At 73.8% G+C, this 22,485-nt stretch carries 20 protein-coding genes; 7 read left to right on the forward strand and 13 right to left on the reverse strand.

The annotated features are described in order from the left end of the window. Positions 1-159: 159 nt before the first annotated feature. From ACFV46_RS24280 to ACFV46_RS24300, 5 genes are all read right to left on the reverse strand, one after another. Positions 160-1,365, reverse strand: coding sequence for a glycoside hydrolase family 64 protein (locus ACFV46_RS24280; RefSeq protein ID WP_385499635.1), 1,206 nt, complete (start codon positions 1,363-1,365; stop codon positions 160-162). A 156-nt stretch (positions 1,366-1,521) separates the two neighbouring features. Further along, on the reverse strand, positions 1,522-3,378 hold the full coding sequence (locus ACFV46_RS24285; protein WP_385499636.1) for a GMC family oxidoreductase N-terminal domain-containing protein: 1,857 nt from the start codon (positions 3,376-3,378) through the stop codon (positions 1,522-1,524). Then, positions 3,375-4,772 carry a hypothetical protein gene (locus ACFV46_RS24290; protein WP_385499638.1) on the reverse strand — a complete coding sequence of 466 codons (1,398 nt, stop codon included), beginning with the start codon at positions 4,770-4,772 and terminating at the stop codon, positions 3,375-3,377. Before ACFV46_RS24290 ends, ACFV46_RS24285 begins: the two co-directional genes overlap by 4 nt. Further along, positions 4,769-5,485 (reverse strand): FadR/GntR family transcriptional regulator, encoded by a 717-nt coding sequence (locus ACFV46_RS24295; protein WP_385499639.1) that lies wholly within the window; start codon positions 5,483-5,485, stop codon positions 4,769-4,771. The genes ACFV46_RS24290 and ACFV46_RS24295 overlap by 4 nt, the downstream gene beginning before the upstream one ends. Positions 5,486-5,589: 104 nt before the next feature. Next, positions 5,590-7,308, reverse strand: a complete 1,719-nt coding sequence (locus ACFV46_RS24300; protein WP_385499640.1) for a SpoIIE family protein phosphatase — start codon at positions 7,306-7,308, stop codon at positions 5,590-5,592. A gap of 201 nt (positions 7,309-7,509) precedes the next feature. Here ACFV46_RS24300 and ACFV46_RS24305 point away from each other — a divergent pair, with 201 nt between their 5' ends. Next, positions 7,510-8,400 carry a PfkB family carbohydrate kinase gene (locus ACFV46_RS24305; RefSeq protein WP_385499641.1) on the forward strand — a complete coding sequence of 297 codons (891 nt, stop codon included), beginning with the start codon at positions 7,510-7,512 and terminating at the stop codon, positions 8,398-8,400. A 166-nt stretch (positions 8,401-8,566) separates the two neighbouring features. Here the strand turns inward: ACFV46_RS24305 and ACFV46_RS24310 are convergent, their stop codons facing one another. From ACFV46_RS24310 to ACFV46_RS24320, 3 genes are read right to left on the reverse strand one after another with little or no spacing between them, the layout of a single operon-like run. Continuing rightward, on the reverse strand, positions 8,567-9,427 hold the full coding sequence (locus ACFV46_RS24310; RefSeq protein ID WP_385499643.1) for an oxygenase MpaB family protein: 861 nt from the start codon (positions 9,425-9,427) through the stop codon (positions 8,567-8,569). A 28-nt stretch (positions 9,428-9,455) separates the two neighbouring features. Continuing rightward, the gene (locus ACFV46_RS24315) at positions 9,456-9,935 is read right to left on the reverse strand and encodes an MSMEG_6728 family protein (protein WP_385499645.1); all 480 of its coding nucleotides are present in this window, start codon (positions 9,933-9,935) and stop codon (positions 9,456-9,458) included. Between the two features lie 10 nt (positions 9,936-9,945). Continuing rightward, positions 9,946-10,185, reverse strand: a complete 240-nt coding sequence (locus tag ACFV46_RS24320; RefSeq protein ID WP_361933931.1) for a DUF2945 domain-containing protein — start codon at positions 10,183-10,185, stop codon at positions 9,946-9,948. A gap of 226 nt (positions 10,186-10,411) precedes the next feature. Here ACFV46_RS24320 and ACFV46_RS24325 point away from each other — a divergent pair, with 226 nt between their 5' ends. The 4 genes from ACFV46_RS24325 to ACFV46_RS24340 all read left to right on the forward strand — a co-directional run bounded on the left by ACFV46_RS24325 (position 10,412) and on the right by ACFV46_RS24340 (position 13,817). After that, positions 10,412-10,876, forward strand: a complete 465-nt coding sequence (locus tag ACFV46_RS24325) for a DUF6325 family protein (RefSeq protein ID WP_361933928.1) — start codon at positions 10,412-10,414, stop codon at positions 10,874-10,876. A 51-nt stretch (positions 10,877-10,927) separates the two neighbouring features. After that, positions 10,928-11,224: an SHOCT domain-containing protein gene (locus ACFV46_RS24330; protein WP_361933926.1), complete on the forward strand. Its 297-nt coding sequence runs from the start codon at positions 10,928-10,930 to the stop codon at positions 11,222-11,224. Between the two features lie 80 nt (positions 11,225-11,304). Next, entirely contained in the window at positions 11,305-12,624 is a 1,320-nt protein-coding gene (locus ACFV46_RS24335; protein WP_385499687.1) for a chloride channel protein, read from the forward strand. A gap of 353 nt (positions 12,625-12,977) precedes the next feature. Further along, positions 12,978-13,817 (forward strand): SDR family oxidoreductase, encoded by an 840-nt coding sequence (locus tag ACFV46_RS24340; protein WP_385499646.1) that lies wholly within the window; start codon positions 12,978-12,980, stop codon positions 13,815-13,817. Between the two features lie 16 nt (positions 13,818-13,833). Here ACFV46_RS24340 and ACFV46_RS24345 read toward each other — a convergent pair whose 3' ends face one another. Together ACFV46_RS24345 and ACFV46_RS24350 are read right to left on the reverse strand one after the other, a co-directional pair. Then, positions 13,834-15,672 carry a glycoside hydrolase family 15 protein gene (locus ACFV46_RS24345; RefSeq protein WP_385499647.1) on the reverse strand — a complete coding sequence of 613 codons (1,839 nt, stop codon included), beginning with the start codon at positions 15,670-15,672 and terminating at the stop codon, positions 13,834-13,836. 97 nt (positions 15,673-15,769) lie between these two features. Continuing rightward, positions 15,770-16,507, reverse strand: coding sequence for a GAP family protein (locus ACFV46_RS24350; RefSeq protein WP_361933916.1), 738 nt, complete (start codon positions 16,505-16,507; stop codon positions 15,770-15,772). A 134-nt stretch (positions 16,508-16,641) separates the two neighbouring features. Here ACFV46_RS24350 and ACFV46_RS24355 point away from each other — a divergent pair, with 134 nt between their 5' ends. Together ACFV46_RS24355 and ACFV46_RS24360 are read left to right on the forward strand one after the other, a co-directional pair. Then, entirely contained in the window at positions 16,642-17,556 is a 915-nt protein-coding gene (locus ACFV46_RS24355) for a YhjD/YihY/BrkB family envelope integrity protein (RefSeq protein ID WP_376728152.1), read from the forward strand. Positions 17,557-17,692: 136 nt separating this feature from the next. Then, positions 17,693-18,382, forward strand: a complete 690-nt coding sequence (locus ACFV46_RS24360) for a DUF4328 domain-containing protein (RefSeq protein WP_385499649.1) — start codon at positions 17,693-17,695, stop codon at positions 18,380-18,382. 34 nt (positions 18,383-18,416) lie between these two features. Here ACFV46_RS24360 and ACFV46_RS24365 read toward each other — a convergent pair whose 3' ends face one another. From ACFV46_RS24365 to ACFV46_RS24375, 3 genes are all read right to left on the reverse strand, one after another. Next, the gene (locus ACFV46_RS24365; RefSeq protein ID WP_385499650.1) at positions 18,417-19,853 is read right to left on the reverse strand and encodes an APC family permease; all 1,437 of its coding nucleotides are present in this window, start codon (positions 19,851-19,853) and stop codon (positions 18,417-18,419) included. A gap of 284 nt (positions 19,854-20,137) precedes the next feature. Beyond that, positions 20,138-21,133, reverse strand: a complete 996-nt coding sequence (locus ACFV46_RS24370; RefSeq protein WP_385499652.1) for an esterase/lipase family protein — start codon at positions 21,131-21,133, stop codon at positions 20,138-20,140. Between the two features lie 147 nt (positions 21,134-21,280). Then, on the reverse strand, positions 21,281-22,333 hold the full coding sequence (locus tag ACFV46_RS24375) for a Ku protein (protein WP_385499653.1): 1,053 nt from the start codon (positions 22,331-22,333) through the stop codon (positions 21,281-21,283). Positions 22,334-22,485 lie beyond the last annotated feature (152 nt).

A 22,485-nucleotide genomic window follows, 5' to 3' on the forward strand; every position in this document is an offset into this window, starting at 1 on the left:
TCCGTTCGTCGGACTTCGGGTACCCCGCGACGTTCGTTGCGTACGCCCTCAAGATGCGATTGCCTCTATCACGCGCCCGCAAGCAGTGGGGCAGGCGTCACGCCGCCGGCCGCCGGGGGACGGGCTCCCGGCGGCCGGTGGTGTGTGTTCGGTGGGGGGTCAGTTGAAGGGTTCGAGGGTGATCGTGGCCTGGCGCGGGTCTCCTTCGTGGACGAGCGACTCGTGGTTGCCGACGTCGTCGAAGGCGAACGCGTAGGCCTTGCCGTCGGCCATCTGGGAGTGGATCACCCGTGCGTAGTGGTCGGTGACGCCGTCCTTGTAGAACGCGTCCGCGGAGGCGTCCGGCTGGTTCGGGTTGACCAGCAGGGTGGAGCGGTGGAATCCGGCACACAGGGTGCGCGAGATCGGGCCGCGCACCTGGTCGTTGGGCGCGTCGAGCTTGCGGTGACAGCCGAAGACGGAGGAGGCGTCCGGCTTCTCGAACTGGGTGACGACCGCGCCGGCGCTGTTGGTGAAGCGCAGGACGCCGCCCGAGACCCGGCCGAAGTACTTGGTGTTCGGCTGGTCCTTGAACGGTGTCACCGTCAGCGTGGCCGAGGTGTACTTCTGCCAGACCCGGTTGATGTAGTCGTCCAGCACCGAGGCGGGCAGCGCGCCGGTCTCCAGGCCGTACAGCGGGGACAGTGCGCGCAGCACGGTGCCGTCGGAGCGGGTCTGGATCAGGTTGCCCCAGCCGCCGGGCTGGTTCCTGAGCCTGTTCAGGACGGCGTTGTAGCCGCCCGCCTTCAGCTTGCCGGCGCTCGCGGTGCTGCCGTCGGGGCGCTGCACCCCGACCGAGTACGGCGCGGAGAACATGTCGACCTGGGTGCTGTTGAGCCACAGGCCGCCGTCGTTGAGCGTGTACTCGGACCAGTTGAACAGGATGTCGCGGTTCGGGTCGCTGGGGTTCTGCACGGCGGGCTGGACGAGTCCGCCGGTGGTCAGCCTGAACTCCAGCTTCCGCCCGTACGAGAAGTACACGCGGCCGGAGAACTTCGGCATCCGGATGGTCGTGGACTGTCCGGCGGCGGGACCCGGGATGGAGGCGTCCGGCGCGGGGGTCGGCGGGTTCCCGCCGGCCGGCCAGGGGTGGAAGGTGCCGTTCGCGTCGGCCCAGCCCTGCCGTCCGGTGGAGAGTTCGGTGCCGAGGTTGTAGACGTACACCTGGTCACCGCGTGCCGAGTTGTTGGTGATCTTCAGCGGGATGGTCGCCGGGACGGCGGCGTGGGCGGGTGCGCCCGTCCCGGTCGCCAGCAGCGTGCCGCCGAGGATCGTGGCGAGGGACAGGCCCGCGGCCGCGATCCGGCGTTCGAGTGTCTTCCCCATGCTCCGTCTCCGTTCGAGTGGGGGATCGACGATCTGAGAGCGCTCTCAGCGTCCCGCCCTGGTATGGACCTGTCAACGACTCAACCACTATCGACTGCCGGGAAAAAGAGAGGCGGGGCGGCCGGTGACCGGCCGCCCCACCCTCCTGACACGCCGTCACATCCCCTTCACCCAGCGGTCCGTGACGGCCAGGGCGGCGGCCATGATGCTGAGCTGCGGGTTCACCTCCGGGCAGCTGGGCAGGACGGACCCGTCCGCGATCAGCACGCCGTGCACCCCCCGCAGACGCCCCTCCGGGTCGGCCGGTGCCCGGTCCTCGTCGGCGCCGGCCGCGGCCGTGCCGGTGGGGTGGAACGCGGACACGTGCAGCCGGCGTACGGACACGTCCGCCGGCAGGGCCTCCAGTTCCGCCATGTCGCGGGCACGGGGGGCGTGCGGGACGCCGGTCAGGACCTCCTCGGCACCGGCGGCGAACAGCAGGCGGCCCATGGCCCGTTGGGCGCGCAGCAGACGGCCCGCGTCGCGGGGTGCCAGGTCGTAGCGGAGCAGGGTGCCGTGCCGGCCGAGGACGCGGCCGGAGGGACGGTCGGCGACCATCGCCCCGAGCGTCGCGAGGTGTTCGGTGTCCTCCAGCGCGTGGCGCAGGGCGCGTCCGGCGCCCGGCAGCACGAAGGAGCTCATGCCCGGGGGCGCGGCGGTGGCCTCGATGAGGATGCCGTCGCCGTGCAGTTCCTCCACCGCGACGCTCTGCAGGACGGCCCGCCCGCCGCCGACGGGGGTGCCGAAGCGGCCCGCGACGCTGATGGCGGGGTGGACGCTGAGGTTCCGTCCGAGGCCCGGATGGCCGCCCAGCCCCGAGCGGCGCAGGAGTTGCGGGGTCCCGAGGGCGCCGGCCGCCACGACCACGAGAGGGCTGAGGATCTCCAGTTCGCTGCCGTCGGGGCGGCTCACCAGGACGCCCGCGGCCCGGGGGCCGCCCGGCCGGTCGCGGTCGGTGAGGATGCGCCGGACGCGGGCGGCCGTGACGATCCGGGCACCGGCCGCGCACGCGTCGGGCAGCACCGAGAGCTGCACGCTCTGCTTCGCTCCGGTGGGGCAGCCGACGACGCACTGGCAGGAGCCCCGGCAGCCGGGCGCGTTGCGCCGCAGGGGGCCCGCGGCCCAGCCGAGGCGCCCGGCGCCGGACAGGGCGAGCCGGCCGTTCTCGCCGAGGACGTCGAGCGGCTGCCGGGCGACGCGCAGGGTGCGTTCCGCCTCGTCGAGGTGGGTGGCGAGACCGTCGGCGGCGGCGAAGCCGTGGGTGGTGCGCCAGCGGGTGAGGACGTGGTCCGGAGTGCGGTAGCAGGTACCGGAGTTGACGACGGTGGTGCCTCCGACGGCGCGCCCGGTCGGGATGACCAGCGGAGGGGCGCCGTACGCGATCGTGGCCCCGGCGTCCCGGTACAGCGCGGTGAAGCGGTCGAGCGGGGTCCGGTCCGCGAACGAGGCGGTGGTGTGGTGGTCGCCCTCCTCCACGACCACGACCCGCAGTCCTGCGCGGGCCAGGGTGCGCGCCGCCATGGCACCGCCGGCGCCGGATCCGACGACGACGGCGTCGGCGGTGGACCGGCTGGGCCAGGCGGGGGACGGCGTGCAGTCCAGCGGCGGGTCCTCGGCGGCCGGCCGCGCGGACGGGGCCCCGCGATGCAGCATCCGTTCCGTCCCGGCGGCGAGCAGCACCGGCACCTTGAGCGCGTCGAGGACCGGCAGGGCGGTCCGGTGCGCGGCGAGGCGGGCCAGCAGGCGCTCGCGTTCCTCGGGGGTCAGCGCGGTGAGGCGGCGACCGGTGCGGGCCAGGGCGTACGCGTCGACGGCGAGGGCCGCGCCGTGGACGGCGGTACGGGCGGAGCGCGGCATCGCGTCCAGCAGGGTCCGCAGGCGGCGCGGCACGCCCCGCACCCAGTCGGTGGTGCCGTCGTCCGCGAGGAACGCGGCGGTCAGGGCCGGCAGGGCGGTGTCCGTACGAGGCGTCATCGCTCGCCGACCTCCGCGTGGGCCGTGCCCACCAGACGCCAGTGGGCCTCCGGCCGCCACCGCCCCCACCAGCGTTCCAGGCGGATGTCCGCGTCGGCGCTCTCGCTGTTGCGGCAGACGGCGGCGGATCCGTCGGGGTCGGTGTAGTCCAGGGCCAGGGTCCGCTCCTCGGGCTGGGTCACCGTCACCCGGATACGGCGCAGTCCGGCCCGGCCGGTCACCCGCCAGCGGGGCAGGCCGAGGTCGGCCGTGAACCGGCCGGCGCCCGCCCAGCCCACGGCGGTGCGTTCGGCGCGTCCCGGCCAGGTCCGCCCGCCGCGCAGGAGCCGCAGGAAGACGAGCGGGGGCAGCCGGTCGAGTCCGGGGCGGGTGGACACGGCGGCGACGATCTCCAGGAGGTCGCCGCCGCCCAGGTCGGCGTGGAGCCACGCCCAGCGGGCGGCGTTGCCGTGGCCGTAGATACGGGCGCTCGCGCCGAACGCGCCGTCCAGCCGCAGCTCTTCGCCGTCGTCGTGGCGGACGGTGCCGGTGTACCGGCAGCGGGCGGCCGGGAGCATGTGGCTGGCGGGCAGCCAGGGGTGGCGCCAGGACCAGCGGGGGAAGGTGTGCAGCGGCGGGCCGTGCGGTGTCTCGGTGAGCGACCAGGTGAACGGGCCGGCGCTGCCGGACAGCGTGCCGGGGGCGACGCGGACGCCGTCGGCGGTGAAGCCCTCGGAGCCGTGGGTCGCGGGGACGGGCCCGAACCGGGCGTGCCGCACCGGGCCGTTCGGCGGGAAGACGGCGGCCCAGCCGTGCGCGTAGGCGGCCGATCCGTCCGTGGGGGCGACGACTTCGTGGTGCAGCCAGACCCCGGTGCCGGTCGCCGGGTCGGTGAGGGTCGTGTACCAGACCTCGGTGCGGCCCGGCCGCCCGTCCCAGCGGGCCGCGAGGTGCCGTCCGGGGTCGTCCGCGGAGGCCCGGGGGAAGCGGAAGCTCGCGAGGAACGGCAGCAGTCCGGTGCCGAGCGGGAAGCGGAGCGTGCCCTGCCCGGCCGGCCGCCCGTCCTCGAGGAGGCTGTACGGCAGGACGGTCATCGAGGTGACGGGCCGGGCCGGCGAGAGGGACTTCCAGCCGTCCAGTTCGAGGCGCCGGCCCTCCAGGGTGAAGGTGATCCGGTAGCGGATCCTGCGGCGGGCCAGCGGCGATATCTCCAGCTCCCCGGTGGCTTCGGCGTCGTCGGCGCGCCCCGCGATCCGCACGCGGCCCGTGAGCCGGGCCCGGGTGGTGCGGTGCGGCAGCACCACCGTGCCGGCGCGGGCCACGAGGTCGAGCCGGACGGGGCGTTCGCGGTCCTCGCCGTCGAGGCGTACGCGCCCCAGCAGGGTCTCCCGGAACTCGGTCCCGCGGGCGCTCACCGCTCCCCGCCCCGGCCCCGGCCGGCGGAGGCCAGTCCTTCGAGCATGAGGCGTTCCGTCGTGGACAGATAGGCTCCGGCGGCCGCGTGGGCCGCGCTCTCGTCGCGCGCGGCGACGGCCTCGACGACGGGGGCCAGCCGGTCGTGGGCGGCCCGGGCGTCCTGGAAGGGCCCCACGAGTGCGGAGCGGACCGGCAGATAGGCGTTGAACAGGGTGTTGGTCAGCAGGACGTACACCCGGTTGCCGGTGGCGCGGGCGAGGGCGCGGTGCACCTCGGCGTCCGCGAGCTGCGCGTCCTCGCCGCCGTCGACCTCCCCGACGGCCGCGACGAGGCGGCGCAGTTCGGCGATCTGGGCCTCGGTGGCACGGGAGGCGGCGCGCTCGGCGATCAACGCGCCGATGCTGCGCCGCACTTCGAAGATCTCCCCGATCCAGTCGGGGCTGTGCCGCACCAGCATCGGCAGCAGGTCCGCCCCGCCCAGCCGCAGGAAGTCACGGACCCGCGTGCCCACGCCGTGGCGGGTCTCCAGGAGTCCCGCGTGCACCAGGCGGCCGAACGCGTGCTTGAGGGTGGTGCGGTTGACGCCGTACTCGTCGGCGAGTTCCCTCTCCGGGGGCAGATAGCTCCCGGCGGGATGGCGCCCGGCGAGGATCCGCTCGCGCAGGCGCTGTTCCAGTACGTCGACGACCGTCTCGCGCGGCAGTGCTCCCATTCGAGGCCCCCAGCCCGGGTGTGGTTCAGTGACTGAGCCACTGAACCACCGTGGTTGACTGCGCGTCAACAAGACGTGCTCACACGTCTCTTCGCAGTCCGCGGTCAGGCCGGGGCGCGCAGCGCGAGAAGGGCCACGTCGTCGTCGTTGTCGGCGGGGCGGACGCGGCGCAGCACCTGATCGGCGAGGACGGAGAGCGGCCGGTGCACGTAGGCGGCCGCGTGCCGGCGCAACCGGTCCAGGCCCACGTCGAGGATCTGGCCGTGCTCCTCGACGAGGCCGTCCGTGTAGAGCACGAGGGTGGAGCCCGGCTCCAGCACGGCCTGCGCGTCCGGCCGCCGGGTGCGCAGGCCGGTGCCCAGGGCCACGCCGTGCCCGCTCTCGAGGAAGCGGGCCACGCCGTCCCGGGCGATGAGCAGCGGCGGCGGATGTCCCGCGTTGGTCCAGGACAGCCGCCAGGTGCCGTCGTCCAGCGCCTCGATGCGAGCGAAGATCATGGTGGCCATGCCGACGTCGGTGATGTGCTCCATCGCCTCGTCGAGCCGGGTCACGATCCGGCTGGGTGGCTCGTTCTGCGACCAGGCGTAGGCCCGCAGCATGTTGCGCACCTGCGCCATGCCGGACGCCGCCTCCAGGTCGTGGCCGACGACGTCGCCGATGGCCAGGGCGGTGGCCCCGTCGGACAGCGGGAACGCGTCGTACCAGTCGCCGCCGACCTGCGAGGCGTCCGGCGCGGGCAGATAGCGGGCCGTCATCTCCAGGCCCGGCACGCCCGGCATCTGCGGCAGCAGATGGTTCTGCATGGTCTCGGCGACCTTGCGCTGGCGCTGGTACAGGCGGGCGTTGTCCAGGGCGAGCCCGGCGCGGCGCGCGATGTCCTCGACCAGCGGGAGGTCGGCGGTGGTGAAGGCCACCGGGTCCTCGGCACGGCCCAGCGTCAGCGCTCCCAGCACCTCGCGGGTGCCGCGGATGGGGGCGATGGCCGCCGAGTGCATGCCCGTACGGTCGAACAGGCGGCGCTGCTCGACCGCGATCCCGGAGTCGGGCTGACGGTGGTACGTCTCGGGTCCGGTCACGGTGGAGGACGCCCCGCGCAGGGCCCTCGACAGCGGCCACTGGGACTCCGCCAGCACGGGCGGCATGGGGCCTTCCAGGTCCTCGTGCCGTTTGAGGGTCGCGCCGTCCGCGTGGGCCACGACGTCCCGCCACACCTCGTCGCGCTCGGTGATCAGGTCGACGATCACCCAGTCGGCGAGCCGGGGCACGACCAGATGGCCGAGCCGGCGCAGCGTCTCCTCGGTGTCGAGGGTCGAGGTCAGCTGGGCGGTGGCCTCGGCGAGCAGGGCCAGGCGTTCCAGCTCGGTGAGGGTGGCGGCCGGTGCCTCCGCCGACGCGTCCTGCTCCTCGGCGATCTCCCGAGGGTGGAAGACCACCAGCGTGTGATGGTCGTCCTGGCCGTCGAGCGTGTACGGCATGATCATCCAGGCGACGGGGCTGACGGAACCGTCGGGCAGCGCGAAGTACTCGCCCGCGCCCTGGGCCGGCCGGCCATCGTGGAACGCCTGGCGCATGGCGCACCGGCTGTGCGGCAGCGGCTGGCCGTGCGGGCCGCGGTGCAGCAGGTCATGGGCGTCGTAGCCGGTGAGTTCGTCGGCGCTTCTGCCGAGCATGCGCTCCGCCCGGGCGTTCACCGCGATGATGCAGCCGCGTTCGTCGACGACGTAGGCGCCGGCGCCGAGGGCGTCCAGGGCGCGGGACAGCGCGGCGGGCGCCGGCGCCACGGCCTCGCGGCGCAGGGTCTCCGTGTCCTGCGACCCTTCCACGTCGTGCCTCCCTGCGATCGATCCGGGTTCCCCGGCCGCGGGCCCGCACGCCCTTTCGAGCCACGCCCCGCCCCGGTGTGTCCTCCGTGTGCCCCCGGACGGCCGAAAGGCACCTTCCCCCTACCTTCCTTGCGCGGCCGGCCTCGGGACCGGAGGATCCATGGCCACACCGTACTCACGCCCCGGCGGGGAGGAGCAAGGATGGGACCGCGGACGAGGGGCCGCCCGCGCGGGCTGTTCGTCGGACTGTGCACACTGGACGTCGTGCAGCTCGTGGACCGGGTGCCGGCCCCCGACGAGAAGCTGACGGCACGGGACCAGCTCGTCGTGGCCGGCGGTCCGGCGGCGAACGCGGCCGTGGCCTTCGCCCATCTGGGGGGCGCGGCACGGCTGCTCACCGCGGTCGGCTCGCACCCGCTGGGTGAGACCGTCCGAACGGACCTGGACCGGGCGGGGGTGGCCGTGATCGATCTGGCCGCCGGCCGGGACGAGCCGCCCGCCGTCTCCTCGGTGCTGGTCACCGCCGGCACCGGGGAGCGTGCCGTCGCCTCCACCAACGCCCGCGCGCACCGGCTCGCCCCGCCCCCGGACCTCGGCGCCCTGGTCGCCGCCTGCGACATCGTGCAGTTCGACGGCCACCACCCCGCCCTGGCGCTCGCCACGGCGCGTGCGGCACGGGCGGCGGGGCGCCGGACCGTGCTCGACGGAGGCAGCTGGAAGCCGGGGACGGAGGACCTGCTGCCGTACATCGACGTGGCCGTGTGCTCGGCGTCCTTCCGGCCACCCGGGGCCGCCGGGGACACCCTGCGGTTCCTGCGGGACCAGGGCGTCACCTGGGCGGCCGTCAGCCACGGACCCCGCCCCCTGGTGTGGGCGGGACCGGACGGCGGCGGCACGGTGGAGGTCCCCGAGGTGCCCGTGGTCGACACCCTGGGCGCCGGCGACGTCCTGCACGGCGCGCTGACACACGCGCTGGCGCGGAACGCCGCGCCGACGGGCGCGGATTTCGCCGGAGCCCTCCGTACGGCGGCGACCCTGGCCGCCCGCTCCTGCACGTCGTTCGGGACGCGGGCCTGGATGCGGGAGGTGTGAGCCGGGCACGGCCGGCCCGGCCCGGTGTGCCGGGCGCCGTCCCGTCCACGGGCCGACCCGGCACGCCGGGTTGAACGGGCCGGACTGCGGCGGCGCGCCCGGCGGCACTCTTCCGCACCCCATCAGGGACGCGGGTCCGGATGCGGGACGGCCGAACCGCGCGTGCTCAATCCGGGCCGGGGGTCGTCGGGGGGCGCATCATCCAGCGGATCGTGCGGGTGAGCGCCTGGCCGGTGGGGCGGATCGCGATGTCCTCGACGAGCGGGATGCGGGGCAGCCCCAGCAGGCGGCGGGCCCACGGGGGCAGCAGGGCCACGGCGTTCGCGGCCAGGCCGCCGTACAGCGGGCGGACGGCGAGGGGCACGGGGGGCTGGAGCAGCAGGAAGCGGGCGGTCCCCCGGGCCTCGGGGGTGGCCCGGAGCTCGGGCCGGTAGGCGGCGAGGCGGGCCGCCAGCTCGCGGCGGTCGCGCGGCGGGTCGATCACGCCGAGGGCCCGCGCCACCCGTGCGGCGTCGGCTACGTAGCCGTCGTAGCCGTCCGGGTCCAGGGGGCGCGCGCCGAAGCGCTGGTGGGCGCGGAGGAAGCTGTCCGTCTCGGCGGCGTGCACCCAGCCGAGCAGATGCGGGTCGGCCGCGTGGTACGGCTCGCCGTCCGCGGTCGTGCCGCGGATGCGCTCGTGGATGGCGCGGACCTGGTCGACCGCCCGCTGGGCGTCCTCGGCGGTGCCGTACGTCGTCACGGCGAGGAAGGTGCTGGTGCGCTGGAGGCGGCCCCACGGGTCTCCCCGGTAGCCGGAGTGCCCGGCCACGGCCGCCATCGCCAGCGGGTGCAGGGACTGCAGCAGCAGCGCGCTGAGCCCGCCGATGAACATCGACGCGTCGCCGTGGACCGCGCGGATCGGCCGGTCGGGGCCGAACCAGCGCGGCCCCGGGGTCAGATGGATACGGGCACGGGTCGCCGGCCCGTCCGGGCCCGCGACCCGGCGGAACAGGGCCTGTCCCAGATGGTCACGCACCACGCTCAGCACGGCCCGCCTCCCTTCCTCCGTCGCGGAATCACCCGGCGGCGGACGCGCGCTCCCGGTCGGAGGCCGGCCACACGTACGGCAGGTCGTCGGCCACACCGGGGAACAGCGCGGCGTACACCTCGGGGTCCTTGCGGACCAGCGCCGAGCGGTGGCTCTCGTGGAACGCCTCGTCGCCGAGCCACGGCGGCAGCTCGGCGGCCGCCGCCAGTTCGTCCTGCCCCCGGACGGGGCCGGGCCGGTGCGCGGCAAGTCCGGAGACCAGGGAGGCGGCGCAGCTGTCCTGGTGCCCCTGGTCCCGCCAGACCCGGCAGATCTCCAGGCCGTAGCGCACCAGGGCCTCCTCGTATCCGGTCCACATGCGCACGGCCGGATGACGGCGCCAGCCGTAGCCGGGCACGGTCAGGCCGCGCAGCACCTGGAGCGCCTCGACCCGCTGCTTGCCCAGCCGCCGCCGGTCCAGCAGCAGCGCCGTCCGGTGGAAGTCGGGGTCCGGCAGGAACGTCTGCATACTCCCCCGCTCACTTCTTGCGCAGCGCGGACGGCTTGTGGACGGCGGACCTGCCGGACTTCTCGCTGCGCACCTCGTACTGCGGTTCCTCGGCGGAGGCGTCGACGGTACGGCCGGCGGCCTCCGTACGGCGCGTGATCTTCCGCTCGACGGTGCCCTCGGCGGTGCCGCCGTGACTCTTCCAGGTCACCTCGTCGCCCTTGGCGAGGCCGTCGTCGGACTTCTTCGCGTTCTTCGCGTTCTTCGCCACCGTGATCCCTCACTTCCTGCGGGTCCGGAGACGTCGGGACCCGCTCCGAGTGCCCGCGCGGCACCCGCCCAACCCGCACCGCCGGGCCCGTCGACCGTCGGGCGGCGCCCCGGATGCAGGCGGGCGGGCCGAGTGCTGCAATGACTGCAGGGCCGGACTCGGTCGCGCGGACGCCCCCGCCACCGGGATCGCGGCCGGGCCCGAACCGTTCGTGTGAGGAGAGGTCATGCACCAGGACATCGCGGACATGGGGCCCGTCGACTACCTGATCGTCGAGTTCCCCGGCAGCCGGATGACGGGTGAGGGGCTCCCCCTCCTCGTCGACCTGGTCGACCGGGGCATCATCCGCGTCCTCGACCTGGCCTTCGTGCGCAAGGGCACCGACGGGTCGGTCGAGGCCATGGAACTGCGCGACACCGGTGACGAGGTCGACCTGACGATGTTCGAGGGGGCGTCCTCGGGACTGCTGGACCAGGGCGACCTGCAGGACGCCTGCGCCGCGCTCGAGGCGGGCAACTCCGCCGCCGTACTGGTCTACGAGAACCTGTGGGCCGCTCCCCTGGCCCGCGCGCTGCGGCGCGGCGGTGCCGAACTCGTGGCGAGCGGCCGTATCCCCATGGACAGCCTGGTGGCGTCGCTGGACGCGGCCGAGGCGGCGGCACCCGCGGGCGGGACCGCCGGCGCACGGTGACAGCGACGGCGGCCATCGCGCCGGGCCCACCTCAGCAGGGAGACGAGTGACATGCCAGGACTGCTTCGCGGGGTCGCCCGCACGGCCGTCATCTCCGGCACCGCCACGGCGGTGTCCAACCGGGTCTCGCGCCGGCAGGCGGGCCGGTGGGCCGAGCAGGACCGTGAGCGCCGGTTCGCCTACGGGCAGGAGGCCGCGCCCGCGGCGCCCGCCCCGGCCGAGCCGGTGCCGAACGCCGACGACATGACCACCAAGATCGACCAGTTGAAGCAGCTCGGTGACCTCAAGGCCCAAGGGGTGCTCACCGAGGAGGAGTTCCAGGACCAGAAGCGCCGGATCCTCGCTTGACGCACGACGGGCAGGGCGTGCGCGAGACGTCCCCGCAGGGCGGACGGACCCAGCCGGAGGAGGCGGACCGGCTGCGCGAGATGCTCCGCGATCCGGCGTATCTGAAGGCGCTCGTCTTCTCCGCGCTGATCGGCGTTCCGGTCTCCCTGCTGGCGTTCTTCTTCCTGGCCGGGCTGCACCAGCTGGAGCACGCGCTGTGGGCCGACCTGCCCGACACGCTGGGCTGGGACACGCCACCGTGGTGGTGGCCGCTGCCGCTGCTGGCGGTCGCCGGTGTCTGCGTCGGCCTGGTGGTCCGTCATCTTCCGGGCGCGGGCGGGCATGTGCCGGCGGCCGGGCTGCACGCTCCCGGAACGACCGCGGCCACCCTGCCGGGCGTCATCCTGGCGGCGTTCGCCAGCCTGCCGCTGGGCGCCACGCTCGGCCCCGAGGCCCCGCTGATCGCGCTGGGCGGCGGCCTGGCCATGCTGTTCGCGCGGCTGGCCCGGGCGCCGACGACCCCGCAGAGCGCGGCGCTGCTCGGTGCGGCGGGTGCGGCCGCGGCCCTGCCGGCGATCTTCGGCAACCCGCTGATCGGCGCGGTGATCCTGATAGAGGTCGCCGGGGTGGGCGGCCCGCGACTGTTCGCGGTGATGCTGCCGGCGCTCCTGTCCAGCGGCGTCGGGTCCCTCGTGTTCACCGGCTTCGGCCGCTGGACGGGCCTGTCCACCGGCAGCCTCACGCTCCACCTGGGCGTGCCGACCCCGCACATCGACGCCGGGGACGTCGTCTGGGCCATCCCCCTGGCCGCCGCCGTCGGTGTCGCCGTGCACCTGATCATGGACATCGGGCGGCTCGCCGCGGTCTTCGTCGCCGGGCGGCCGGTGCCCCGTACGGTGGTCTGCGCACTGGCCGCCGGTGTGTGCGGTGCCGTGTACACCCTCGTCACCGACCGGGACCCGGCGGACGTGGCGTCGTCCGGCCAGTCCACGCTGGCCCAGCTGGCTCAGGACCCGCACGCGTGGGGGGTCGGCGCGCTGATCGCCGTGCTGCTGTGCAAGGGCGCCGCGTACGCCGTGTGTCTGGGCAGTCTGCGCGGCGGCCCGATCTTCCCGGCGCTGTTCCTGGGAGCGGCGGCCGGTGTCCTGCTGTCACCCCTGCCCGGCCTGGGCGTCGTCCCCGGGCTGGCGGCCGGCATGGCGGCGGCGGGTGGCGCCGCGCTGCGCCTGCCGGTCAGCAGCGCGGTCCTGGTCGTCCTGCTCATGGGCGGGGCGGAGATGACACCGGTGGTACTCCTGGCAGCGGTCGTGGGCTTCGTCACGGTGGAACTCCTCCCCCCGGGCCGCACGGTCCCCCCCATCGGCAAGCCCGCGAAGGCCCCGGCTGCGCAGAAGGCGGGCGGCAGCCCCCGGGGCGCGTGAGGCGGACGGCGTGGGCAGGGGCCCGGACGTGCGGCCGAGGCGACCGCGCCGGAGCCGCCGTCCTCGCATCCGACGGCAGGCGCCGGGCGACCCGGACCCGGGGTGGCCGCCGCGAAGCCCACGGCACCCTGGAAGCCCGCCCGCACCACAGGTGCCGGGGCCACTCCCGGCGGTGCGCGCGAGATCCACGGCACGCACCCGGCGTCCGCCGCCAGGTGGGCGAACCCGCTGCGCCGGTCGGCGCAAACGCGGGCCCGGGCGCGTGGGGAGCGGCGGGGCGTGGTGGTTGGGTGGCGGGTGATCTCCGGGCTGGGGCCCGGGCAGCCGGCCGCGCAGTGCAGGAGACCGTGATCGTGAGTTCCCCCCAGGGCAGGCCCCGTGACGTCATTCCGCCGCAGTTGCTCAAGGGGCAGAAGGCGCTGGTCACCGGCGCGAACTCCGGGATCGGGCGGGCGACGGCCGTGGCGCTCGGGAAGGCCGGGGCGGATGTCGTCGTCAACTACGTGACGGGGGCGGAGGAAGCCGAGGCCGTGGCGGAGGAGATCCGGTCCCACGGCGTGCGGGCGGCCGCCTACGAGGCCGACGTCTCCGACGAGGGCCAGGTCGTCACCATGACGAACCGGATGATCGAGGAGTTCGGCACGGTCGACATCCTCGTCGCCAACGCCGGTCTCCAGCGGGACGCGCCGCTCACCGAGATGACCCTCGCCCAGTGGCGCGAGGTCATCGACGTCAACCTCACCGGGCAGTTCCTGTGCGCGAGGGAGGTCACCAAGGAGTTCCTGCGGCGCGGCGTCGTCCCGGAGGTGTCCCGCGCCGCCGGGAAGATCATCTGTATGAGTTCGGTGCACCAGATCATCCCGTGGGCCGGGCACGTCAACTACGCGGCGTCCAAGGGCGGGGTGCAGATGATGATGGGGACGCTCGCCCAGGAGCTCGCGCCGAAGAAGATCCGCGTGAACGCCATCGCCCCGGGCGCGATCCGGACGCCCATCAACCGCGACGCCTGGAACACCCCCGAGGCCCGCGCGGAGTTGCAGCGGCTCATCCCCTACGAGCGCATCGGCGAACCGGAGGACATCGCGTACGCCGCGGTCGGCCTCGCGTCCGACCTGTTCGACTACGTCGTGGGCGCCACCCTCTTCGTGGACGGCGGGATGACGCTGTTCCCGGGGTTCGCCACCGGCGGCTGACGGGCCGGCGGGCGGATCACCTCCGGTCGAGGGCCGCATCCAGGGTGAGGGCCGCGTCGACGAGGGCCAGATGGGTGAACGCCTGCGGGAAGTTCCCCAGCTGCCGCCCGGTGGGCGCGATCTCCTCCGAGTACAGGCCCAGATGGTTGGCGTACCCCATCATCTTCTCGAACACCAGCCGGGCCCGGTCCGTCCGTCCCGCGCGGGCCAGGGCGTCGACGTACATGAAGGTGCACAGCGAGAAGGTGCCCTCCGAGCCGGCCAGGCCGTCCGGCGACGCCTCGGGGTTGTAGCGGTAGACCAGGCTGTCGCTGACGAGTTCGTCCTCCATCGCGGTGAGGGTGGACGTCCACAGCGGGTCCTGGGGCGTGATGAAGCCGACCGTCGCCATCCGCAGCAGCGAGGAGTCGAGGACGTCGCTGCCGTAGTGCTGCACGAACGCCCGCCGGGACCGGCTCCAGCCCTTGTTCATCACCTGCTCGTAGCAGGCGTCGCGCGCCCTGCGCCAGCGGTCGGGGTCGGCCGGGCGGCCGTTGGCCTCGGCGAGCCGCAGCGCGCGGTCGAAGGCCACCCAGGACATGACCCGGCCGTAGGTGAAGTCCTGGCGGCCGCCGCGCGTCTCCCACAGGCCCTCCTCCGCCTGGTCCCAGTGGTCCACCAGCCAGTCCAGGTCGGTGAGGAGCGCGGTCCAGCCGTGGTGGGCCATCGGGTGTCCGTGCCGGTGCGCGAAGTAGATGCTGTCGAGGGCCTCGCCGTAGATGTCGAGCTGGAGCTGCCCGGCGGCGCCGTTGCCGATGCGCACGGGCGCCGAACCGGCGTAGCCCGCCCAGTGGTCCAGGGTCTGCTCGTCGAGGTCGGAGGAGCCGTCGACCCGGTACATGATGTTCAGCGGGCCGGTGGCGCCGTGGCCTCCGGCACGCTCTCTGACCCGGTCGGTCAGCCACTGGATGAACGCCTGCGCCTCCTCGGTGAAGCCCAGGCCCAGCAGGGCGTACACGGAGAAGGACGCGTCCCGGATCCAGGTGAACCGGTAGTCCCAGTTGCGTTCGCCGCCCAGTTGCTCGGGCAGCGCGGCGGTGGGGGCGGCGACGACGGCTCCGGTGGGCGCGAACGTCATCAGTTTCAGGGTGATCGCGGACCGCTCCACCGTTTCGCGCCAGCGGCCGGTGTAGCGGGACTGGTGCAGCCACGACCGCCAGTACCGCACGGTCTCCTGGAACATCTCCCCGTACTCGGCGAGCCGTACCGTCCGCGCGGTCCCGTCGCCGCCCCATTCGAGGATCAGTCCCCGCTCCTGGCCGGCCTCCAGCGTCATCGTGAAGTGCAGGGCGTCGCGCCGGTCGGCGAGGACGTCCATCAGCCGCTCGTCGTGCGGTTCCCGGATCGGGTGCACGGTGAGACGCGTGCCGTCGTCGGCGGTGAACGTGGCCCCGTGCGTGGTGATGTGCAGCCGGTGCGGGCGGCGTCCGTAGTCGAACCGGGGGGCGATCTCCACCTCGAACGTCATCCGTCCCCGTACACAGCGGACCATCCGCACCAGGCGGTGCCGTTCGGTGACGGTGGTGCCGGTGACGGGCATGAAGTCGTGTATCTCGCCGGCGCCGGCCTCGGTCATGTAGCGGGTCACCAGGATCGCGGTGTCCGGGAGGTACAACTGCTTGGTCGCGTACGCGCCGTGCCGGGGCCGGACCGTGCAGTGCCCGCCCTTGTCCTTGTCCAGCAGGGCGCCGAACACGCTCGGCGAGTCGAAGCGCGGGGCGCAGAACCAGTCGACGCTGCCGTCGGTGCTCACCAGGGCGGCGGTCTGCAGGTCCCCGACCAGGCCGTGGTCCTCGATGAGGGGGTAGTCGTCCATCGGGGCGGACCTCCCGGTGTGCCGGTCCCGGTCTCCCCCTCCGCCTCAGGGTAGGACGGCGGTCCCGGATCGGCGCGCGGGACTCCGGGCGCCGCGGTCAGCCGGCCAGCCCGTAGACGCTCTTCCCCACCAGGTACAGGCCGATGAGGACGCTGCCGGCGACGATCGCCTGATGGGCGTGGTCCGCCATCCAGGTGCGCATCGCCAGCAGCCGCCGCCGGGCCCGTTCCGGGCGGACCGCGATGTACGTCTCGACGACGAGCAGACTGGCGGTGGCCAGGAGGCAGAACGCGACGAGGACGAACCACGTCGAGGTGTGGTCGCCGTCGGCGTCCACCACGGTCACGGCTCCGGCGGCGACCAGGCCCCACGGCTGGAGCAGTACGGCGAGGACGGCGGCGGGCCAGACGGCGCCCCGTTCCAGCCGGGAGCCGAGGAACGACGACGAGCCGCCGCCCGGGTGTGCGGAGGCGTCCTCGCCGGAGGGCGTGCGGGCCGTACGGTCACGGCGCCCGTCCACCTCCGCCTCGCCGCCGCGGCGGCGCAGCAGGTGCCTGCGCACGCCGTAGGCGACCAGCGCGACCCCGATGGCGAGTTTGACGGCGAGGCCGGCCGTGGACGGCGGTGAGCGCGGTTCCGGCGGTCTGCCGCCGGTCAGGGTCAGGACGAGGACCAGGACGGCGACGAAGCACGCCATCCATCCGGCGATGAAGGCGAGCCCGGTGCGTACGCCCCTGGCCGACGCCACCACGAGGACGAACGCCATCAGCGGGAGGGGATCGAGCGTGATGGCGAGGGCGACGAGCATCAGGTCGAGGACCATGGGCGATCCCATCGGGCACGGTACGGCTCGAGCGTACGCACGCGCGTCGGCCGCCCGCATCTTCGCGCGAGCGCTCACGCGGGGCGGCCGACGGGGTGCCGGGTACCGCGTCCTCGCGCACTCTGTACGTGGGAAGGAGCGGCTCGATGAAGACTCGCCGGCGTCGGGCGTCACCGCTGCGCGCCGCCTGGTGGCGTGAGCGTGCCCGGGCGTCGACCGTGTGGGCGAAGGCCGTCCACGCGCGGCTGGAGCGCCGGTTCCCGGTGATCACCGGGATCGTGGACCGCCTGGTGTCGGTGAACGTCTTCGACTCGGCCACCCGGATCGCCGCGCAGTGCTTCCTGACGGCCGTGCCGCTGCTGTTCGTGCTGAGCGCGTACGCGCCGGAGTCGGTGCAGGAGCAGGTGACGACGTCCATCACCACGATGTTCGGGCTGACCGGGCAGGCCAAGACCGACGTGGAGCAGACGTTCCACCCGCCGTCGGAGGATCTGCGCCAGGCGACGGGTGTGGTGGGCGGTCTGATGGTGCTGTTGTCGGCCACCGCGGTGAGCCGGGCCGTGCAGCGGCTGTGCCGCAGGGCCTGGGTCATGCCGCGCTCGCGGACGAAGGTGGCGCCGTGGCGGTGGCTGGCCTGGATCGCGCTGTGGCTGGCCGCGCTCGTCGTACAGGGACTGCTGCAGAACGGGTTCGGGCTCGGGGCGACGTTGGGGTTCCCGATCGTGCTGCTGATGCAAGCCCTGCTGTGGTGGTGGACGCAGCATCTGCTGCTGGGCGGCGCCGTACCGTGGAAGCCGCTGCTGCCGGGTGCCGTCATCACGGCGGTCGCGGTGAGCGGCCTGTCGGTGACCGCGCACTTCTACATGCCGCGGGCGCTCAACCGGGCGCTCGCCGACTACGGTTCGGTCGGCTCGGTCTTCGTCATGCTGTCCTGGCTGATCGTGGTGTGCGTCGCCGTGGCGATCGCCCTGAGCGTGGGGGCCGTCCTGTCCCAGGAGCCGTTCCTGCGCGGCCGGTTGGGTCCGCTCCCGACGGCACCCGACGCATCCGCGCCGCAGTGACGCGCGCGGGGCGGCGGGCGGCCCGTGCGCGGCCGCCGTCGGCCGCGTGGACGGGGCGGTCGTCCTCGCCTATGGTTCCTCCGCACGCGATCTTCCGCGGGCCGTTTCCACTCGTCGCCCGTGGGGGGTCGTCGTCATGTCCGTTTCCTCTGATCCGCTTCCGCCGCCGGGCACCCGTCTGCCCGGCGGCGTGCGGCCCGCGTCGCAGGTGCTCATGGCGGTTGTCTGCGTGCTGTTGGCGGGCGTCGCGCTGACCGATCTGTTCGCGGTCTTCGCCGGTCTCCGGATCCGCACGCTGACCGGGACCGACCCCGCGCGGGCGCTCGACGGCGCGTACACGCTGTACGAGCGGGCCGGTGACCTCCAGGGGATGGTGACCCTGCCCGGCATGGTCGTCTTCGTCGTCTGGTTCTACCTGATGCGACGGGACCTGGGCGTGCTGGCGCCCGACGCCTTCCGCAACGGCCGGGGATGGGCCATCGGGGGCTGGCTGATCCCGCTGGCGAACCTCTGGATGCCGTATCGCGTCGCCGTCGACATGTGGGGCGCGGCGGCACCCCTGCCGCAGGAGGGGGAGTCGCGACGGACGTCGTTGTGGCCGGTGAACCTGTGGTGGGGGCTGTTCGTCGGCGGGACGCTGCTCGGCCGGTACGCCTCGTCGGAGTACGCCGACAGCGACGGCGTCACCGAGGTGCGGGAGGCCGTGGCGCAGTACATCGCGGCCGATCTCCTGAACGCCGGTGCCGCGGTGGCCGCCGCGTACGTCGCGGTCCGGCTGACGGCGATGCAGCGGTTCAAGGCGGCCCGTGGACCGTTCGCGGGCTGAGCCGGGCGCGCGTGCCCGCCCGGCCCGCCGGTGGTCAGGGCTGCGTCTCGTGTTCCGTGTCGTCGGGGGCGGGGGCGGGGGCGGAGGTGCGGTCGCGGGTGAACCAGGCGACGGCCCACAGGGCGACGCCGACCAGCAGCAGCACGCCAGCGATGCGGTACTCGTCGCCGGGGCGTCCGGACGACCACGGCAGCACCAGGTACAGGCAGGCGACCGCCCCCACGACGGGCAGCACACGGCCGGCCCGGAAGTGCGGGGTGTCGACCCTGTCCTTGCGGAGCACCAGGACCGCCACGTGCACACCGGCGAAGACGGTGAGCAGCAGCAGCGACGTCGTGCCGCCGAGCAGGGCGACGACCGGGCTGTCCGGGTTCAGCGAGACGAACGTGATCAGGCCGAAGGCGATGACCGTGGTGAACAGGATCGCGGCCTGCGGGGTGCGGCGCACCGCGTGCACCTTGGCCAGGAACGGCGGCAGGACGCCCTTGCGGCTCATCCCGTACAGCAGCCGGCTCGCCATCATCATGTTGATCAGCGCCGAGTTGGCCACGGCGAACATGGAGATGAACGGCAGCAGATCGGAGATGGGGAAGTCGGGAGCCGCGGTCTGCACGACGGTGGCGAGCGGCGTCTCGCTGTCGGCGAGGCGGCCGACGGGCACGACCGCGACCGCGCACACGGACACCAGGACGTAGATCAGGCCGGTGACGCCGAGCCCGGTGAACATCATGCGGGGGAAGATGCGGGACGGTTCCCTGGTCTCCTCCGCCATGTTGACCGAGTCCTCGAAGCCGACCATCGCGAAGAACGCCAGCGAGGTGGCGGTGCTGACGGCGAGGAAGACGTTCTTGTCGGAGGCGGTCTCGAAGGCGACGACGCGGGAGAAGTCGGCGTTCCCCCCGGCGATGAACCAGCCGCTGATCAGGACGACGAGCAGCAGACCCGACAGCTCGACGGCCGTCAGGAACACGTTGACCTTGAGGCTTTCGCTGACGCCCCGCAGGTTGACGAGCAGCACCAGCCCCATGAAGCCGAGGGCGATGGCGAGGATCAGTCCGTCGCCGCCGTCGAGGCCGAACCCGGTGACCAGGTTGGCCGCGAAGGCTCTGGAAGCCGCCGACGCCGAGGTGATGCCGGAGCACATCACGGCGAAGCACACCAGGAACGTCAGGAAGTGCTTGCGGAACGCCTTGTGCACGTACAGGGCGGCGCCCGCGGCCTCGGGGTACTTGGTGACCAGCTCCAGATAGGAGCACGCGGTGATCAGGGCCACGGTGAACGCGATGACGAACGGCAGCCAGGCCGCTCCCCCGACCTCCCCGGCGACCTGTCCCGTCAGGGCGTAGATGCCGGTGCCCAGGATGTCCCCGACGATGAACAGCAGCAGCAGACCGGGACCCATGACCCGTTTGAGCGCGGGCTCGCCGTCCGCGTCCATGGCGGGTGAATCCTTCTGTCCCGTGGATGTCATGGCGTACTCCTCGTCGTGGTGGTGGCCGGGGCCCTCACTGATGACGACTACTGCCCTGATCCATGCGCCGCATGTGCGTCACGGGAAACGCCGAGGCCCGTCCGCGTCATGCGGACGGGCCTCGTCTCGGAGCGCCGGGCAGGCCTTGCACCTGCATCTCCCCGCAGGAAGCGGGGCGTCTTTCCTTGGACCACCAACGCAGGGTCGGAGACCGCGAGTTGCGGTGACCGGCTCTGGGAGCAGCTTAGTACATCCGGGTGAGTGCCCGTGACACGGCCCCGGGGTCAGCCGCCCAGCAGGGGCAGGGTGAGGCCGCATCGGACGGGCCGGGCGTGCGCCGGGTCGAGGGCGTTCCGTACGAGCTGCGCGGCGTTGGTGTCGTAGGCGAGCGACAGATGGTCCGAGACGTCCTGCGGGCAGACGTCCTGGATCAGGATGTTGCGCACGGTGGCGCCCGGACCGGCCGTCAGGAAGTTGTTGCGGTAGGGCGTGGCGAAGAGGTCGTACCGGGTGGAGACCACGGTGTAGGAGACGCCGGGCTGGGTGTCGCCGTCCCGGTCGAGCCTGCGGTTCACCTCTGAGCCCACCATCTGGTCCGACCACGCCTGGCCGACCAGCGTGGACATGGCCGGGTCGAGGCCCAGCCGGCCGGTCACCGTGCCGACGCCGGAGAGGTTCCCGCCGTGGTTGGACGGGGCCAGGGCGATCAGCCGGCGCACCTTGCCGCGCTTGGGGTGCGCCGGGTCGGTGCCGCCCTCGAACCGCAGATACCAGCGCGGGGTGGGGCCGCCGCCCTGCGAGTGCCCGACGAGGTCGACCTTGCGGGCGCCGGTGGCCTTCAGGACGCGGTCGACGTACCGGGCGATCTGCCGTGCCGACGTCGGCACGGGGCCGGTGGCCTTGAACGGATTGCCGGGCGTGCCGCCGTAGTTGGGGGCGAAGACGCAGTACCCGAGGCTCTTCAGGTAGGGCGCCAGCATGCTCCAGTTGTTGTAGGCGTTCGCCGCCGAGCCGTGCAGGAGGACGACGGGACGGGGATGCGTCCGCGAGGGGCGGCACGTCCAGTCGTCGGCCCCGGCGGGAGCCGCCTCCGGGTGGACGAGCCCGTACGCCACCGCCGTGGCGAGGTCGAGCGCGGGGGGCGCGGGCGCGGGCTCGGTGGACGCGGTGGCCGTGCCCGTCAGCGTCAGGGCCAGGGACAGTGCGGCCGACGCGCACAGTGCGGCCCGGCGCCCGTTCGGCCTGTTCGCACGGCTCCGGGAAAGCGTCCGGTCGGCCATCGTCACTCCTTGTCCCTGGCCGGCCCAGTGCCGACGCGAAGATCATCGGGGGCCGCCGGGGCGTCGGGTGGCGGGGCCGCCCACGGCACCCTCCGATGGAGCAGGCGCTTTTCATCCGGGCGGCCCAGCCGGTGCCGGGGGCTCGGGTCAGGCCGCCGCCTTCTTGCGCCGGCGGCCGCCTCCGGCGAGGGCGTCGATCAGCTCCTGGCGGCTCATCCGGGACCGGCCGGGGATCTCCCGCTCGGTGGCCCGTTCGTACAGCTCGGCCTTGCTGAGCTCGCGCAGTTCGCTCTTCTTCGGGGCGGCGGAGGTCTTGCGTGCCGAGCTCTTCGGCTTGGCAGCGGACCGGGGCGGGGACTTCCTGGCGCGCCGTGCACCGCCTCGCTCGCCGTCCCGCTCTCCGCCGCGCTCCTTGCGGCCGGAGCGGGCGCGGTCGATGCTGCCCTGGAGGACCTCCATGAGGTCGACGACGTTGGTGGCGGTCGGCGGTTCCTCGGCCGGGGCGATCTCCTGTCCCTCCGCCTTGGCCCGGACCAGCTCGCGCACCTTCTCCTCGTACGTGTCGTGGTAGCGGGACGGATCCCACGGGCCGCTCAGGGCGTCGACCAGCTGGAGCGCCATGTCGAGTTCCTTGCCGCCGCCGGCCCGCCGCTCCGGGAGCTGCGGCAGCTCGCGGGTGGGGTCGCGCACCTCGTCCGCCCAGTGCAGGGTCTGGAGCATCAGCACCTTCTCCTCGGCCCGCAGCGCGGTGAGGTACTGCTTGCCCCGCATCACGAAGGTGGCGACCCCGGCCCGGTTGGCCCTCTCCAGGGCGGCGCGCAGGAGTTCGTACACCTTGAGGTGCTCCTCGCCGCGCGGGGCGAGGTAGTAGGGGCGGGCGAAGTACACCGGCTCGATCTCGTCCAGGTCGACGAAGTCGGAGATCTCGATGGCGCGGCTGCGGCCCGGCGCGATCTCGTCCAGCTCGTCCGGCTCGACGACGACGTACTCGCCGTCGGCGACCTCGAAGCCCTTGACGATGTCGTCGCCGGACACCTCCTCGCCGGTGCGCTGGTTCACGCGGCGGTTGCGGATGCGGTCGGAGGTGCCGCGCTGGAGCTGGTGGAAGTGGATCGTGTGGTCCTGGGTGGCGGTGTAGAGACCGACCGGCACGCTGACCAGTCCGAACGTGATCACACCTGTCCAGATCGCCCGTGCCATGACCAGTCCGCTCCGTCGTCGTCCGCTGTCGCCCTCCACGCTGGCACCCGTGCGGCGGACGCGCGCGGCGAGCCGCACCGGCCGGGGGCCGACCGGTGGAACCCGGCGCCCCGGACGCGCCGGGAGGGGTGAACCCCGCCGGGACTGGAAAC

The sequence above is a fragment of the Streptomyces sp. NPDC059852 genome, from assembly GCF_042731455.1.
In the GTDB taxonomy this organism is placed as follows: domain Bacteria; phylum Actinomycetota; class Actinomycetes; order Streptomycetales; family Streptomycetaceae; genus Streptomyces.

Bases quoted from the DNA above. Each gene is read 5' to 3' on its own strand.
- ACFV46_RS24305 (WP_385499641.1), top strand. From the start codon at position 7,510: ATGGGACCGCGGACGAGGGGCCGCCCGCGCGGGCTGTTCGTCGGACTG.
- ACFV46_RS24315 (WP_385499645.1), bottom strand. From the start codon at position 9,935: ATGCAGACGTTCCTGCCGGACCCCGACTTCCACCGGACGGCGCTGCTG.
- ACFV46_RS24355 (WP_376728152.1), top strand. From the start codon at position 16,642: ATGAAGACTCGCCGGCGTCGGGCGTCACCGCTGCGCGCCGCCTGGTGG.
- ACFV46_RS24330 (WP_361933926.1), top strand. From the start codon at position 10,928: ATGCCAGGACTGCTTCGCGGGGTCGCCCGCACGGCCGTCATCTCCGGC.
- ACFV46_RS24325 (WP_361933928.1), top strand. From the start codon at position 10,412: ATGCACCAGGACATCGCGGACATGGGGCCCGTCGACTACCTGATCGTC.
- ACFV46_RS24375 (WP_385499653.1), bottom strand. From the start codon at position 22,333: ATGGCACGGGCGATCTGGACAGGTGTGATCACGTTCGGACTGGTCAGC.
- ACFV46_RS24365 (WP_385499650.1), bottom strand. From the start codon at position 19,853: ATGACATCCACGGGACAGAAGGATTCACCCGCCATGGACGCGGACGGC.
- ACFV46_RS24335 (WP_385499687.1), top strand. From the start codon at position 11,305: ATGCTCCGCGATCCGGCGTATCTGAAGGCGCTCGTCTTCTCCGCGCTG.
- ACFV46_RS24295 (WP_385499639.1), bottom strand. From the start codon at position 5,485: ATGGGAGCACTGCCGCGCGAGACGGTCGTCGACGTACTGGAACAGCGC.
- ACFV46_RS24280 (WP_385499635.1), bottom strand. From the start codon at position 1,365: ATGGGGAAGACACTCGAACGCCGGATCGCGGCCGCGGGCCTGTCCCTC.
- ACFV46_RS24345 (WP_385499647.1), bottom strand. From the start codon at position 15,672: ATGGACGACTACCCCCTCATCGAGGACCACGGCCTGGTCGGGGACCTG.
- ACFV46_RS24350 (WP_361933916.1), bottom strand. From the start codon at position 16,507: ATGGGATCGCCCATGGTCCTCGACCTGATGCTCGTCGCCCTCGCCATC.
- ACFV46_RS24360 (WP_385499649.1), top strand. From the start codon at position 17,693: ATGTCCGTTTCCTCTGATCCGCTTCCGCCGCCGGGCACCCGTCTGCCC.
- ACFV46_RS24285 (WP_385499636.1), bottom strand. From the start codon at position 3,378: ATGACGCCTCGTACGGACACCGCCCTGCCGGCCCTGACCGCCGCGTTC.
- ACFV46_RS24370 (WP_385499652.1), bottom strand. From the start codon at position 21,133: ATGGCCGACCGGACGCTTTCCCGGAGCCGTGCGAACAGGCCGAACGGG.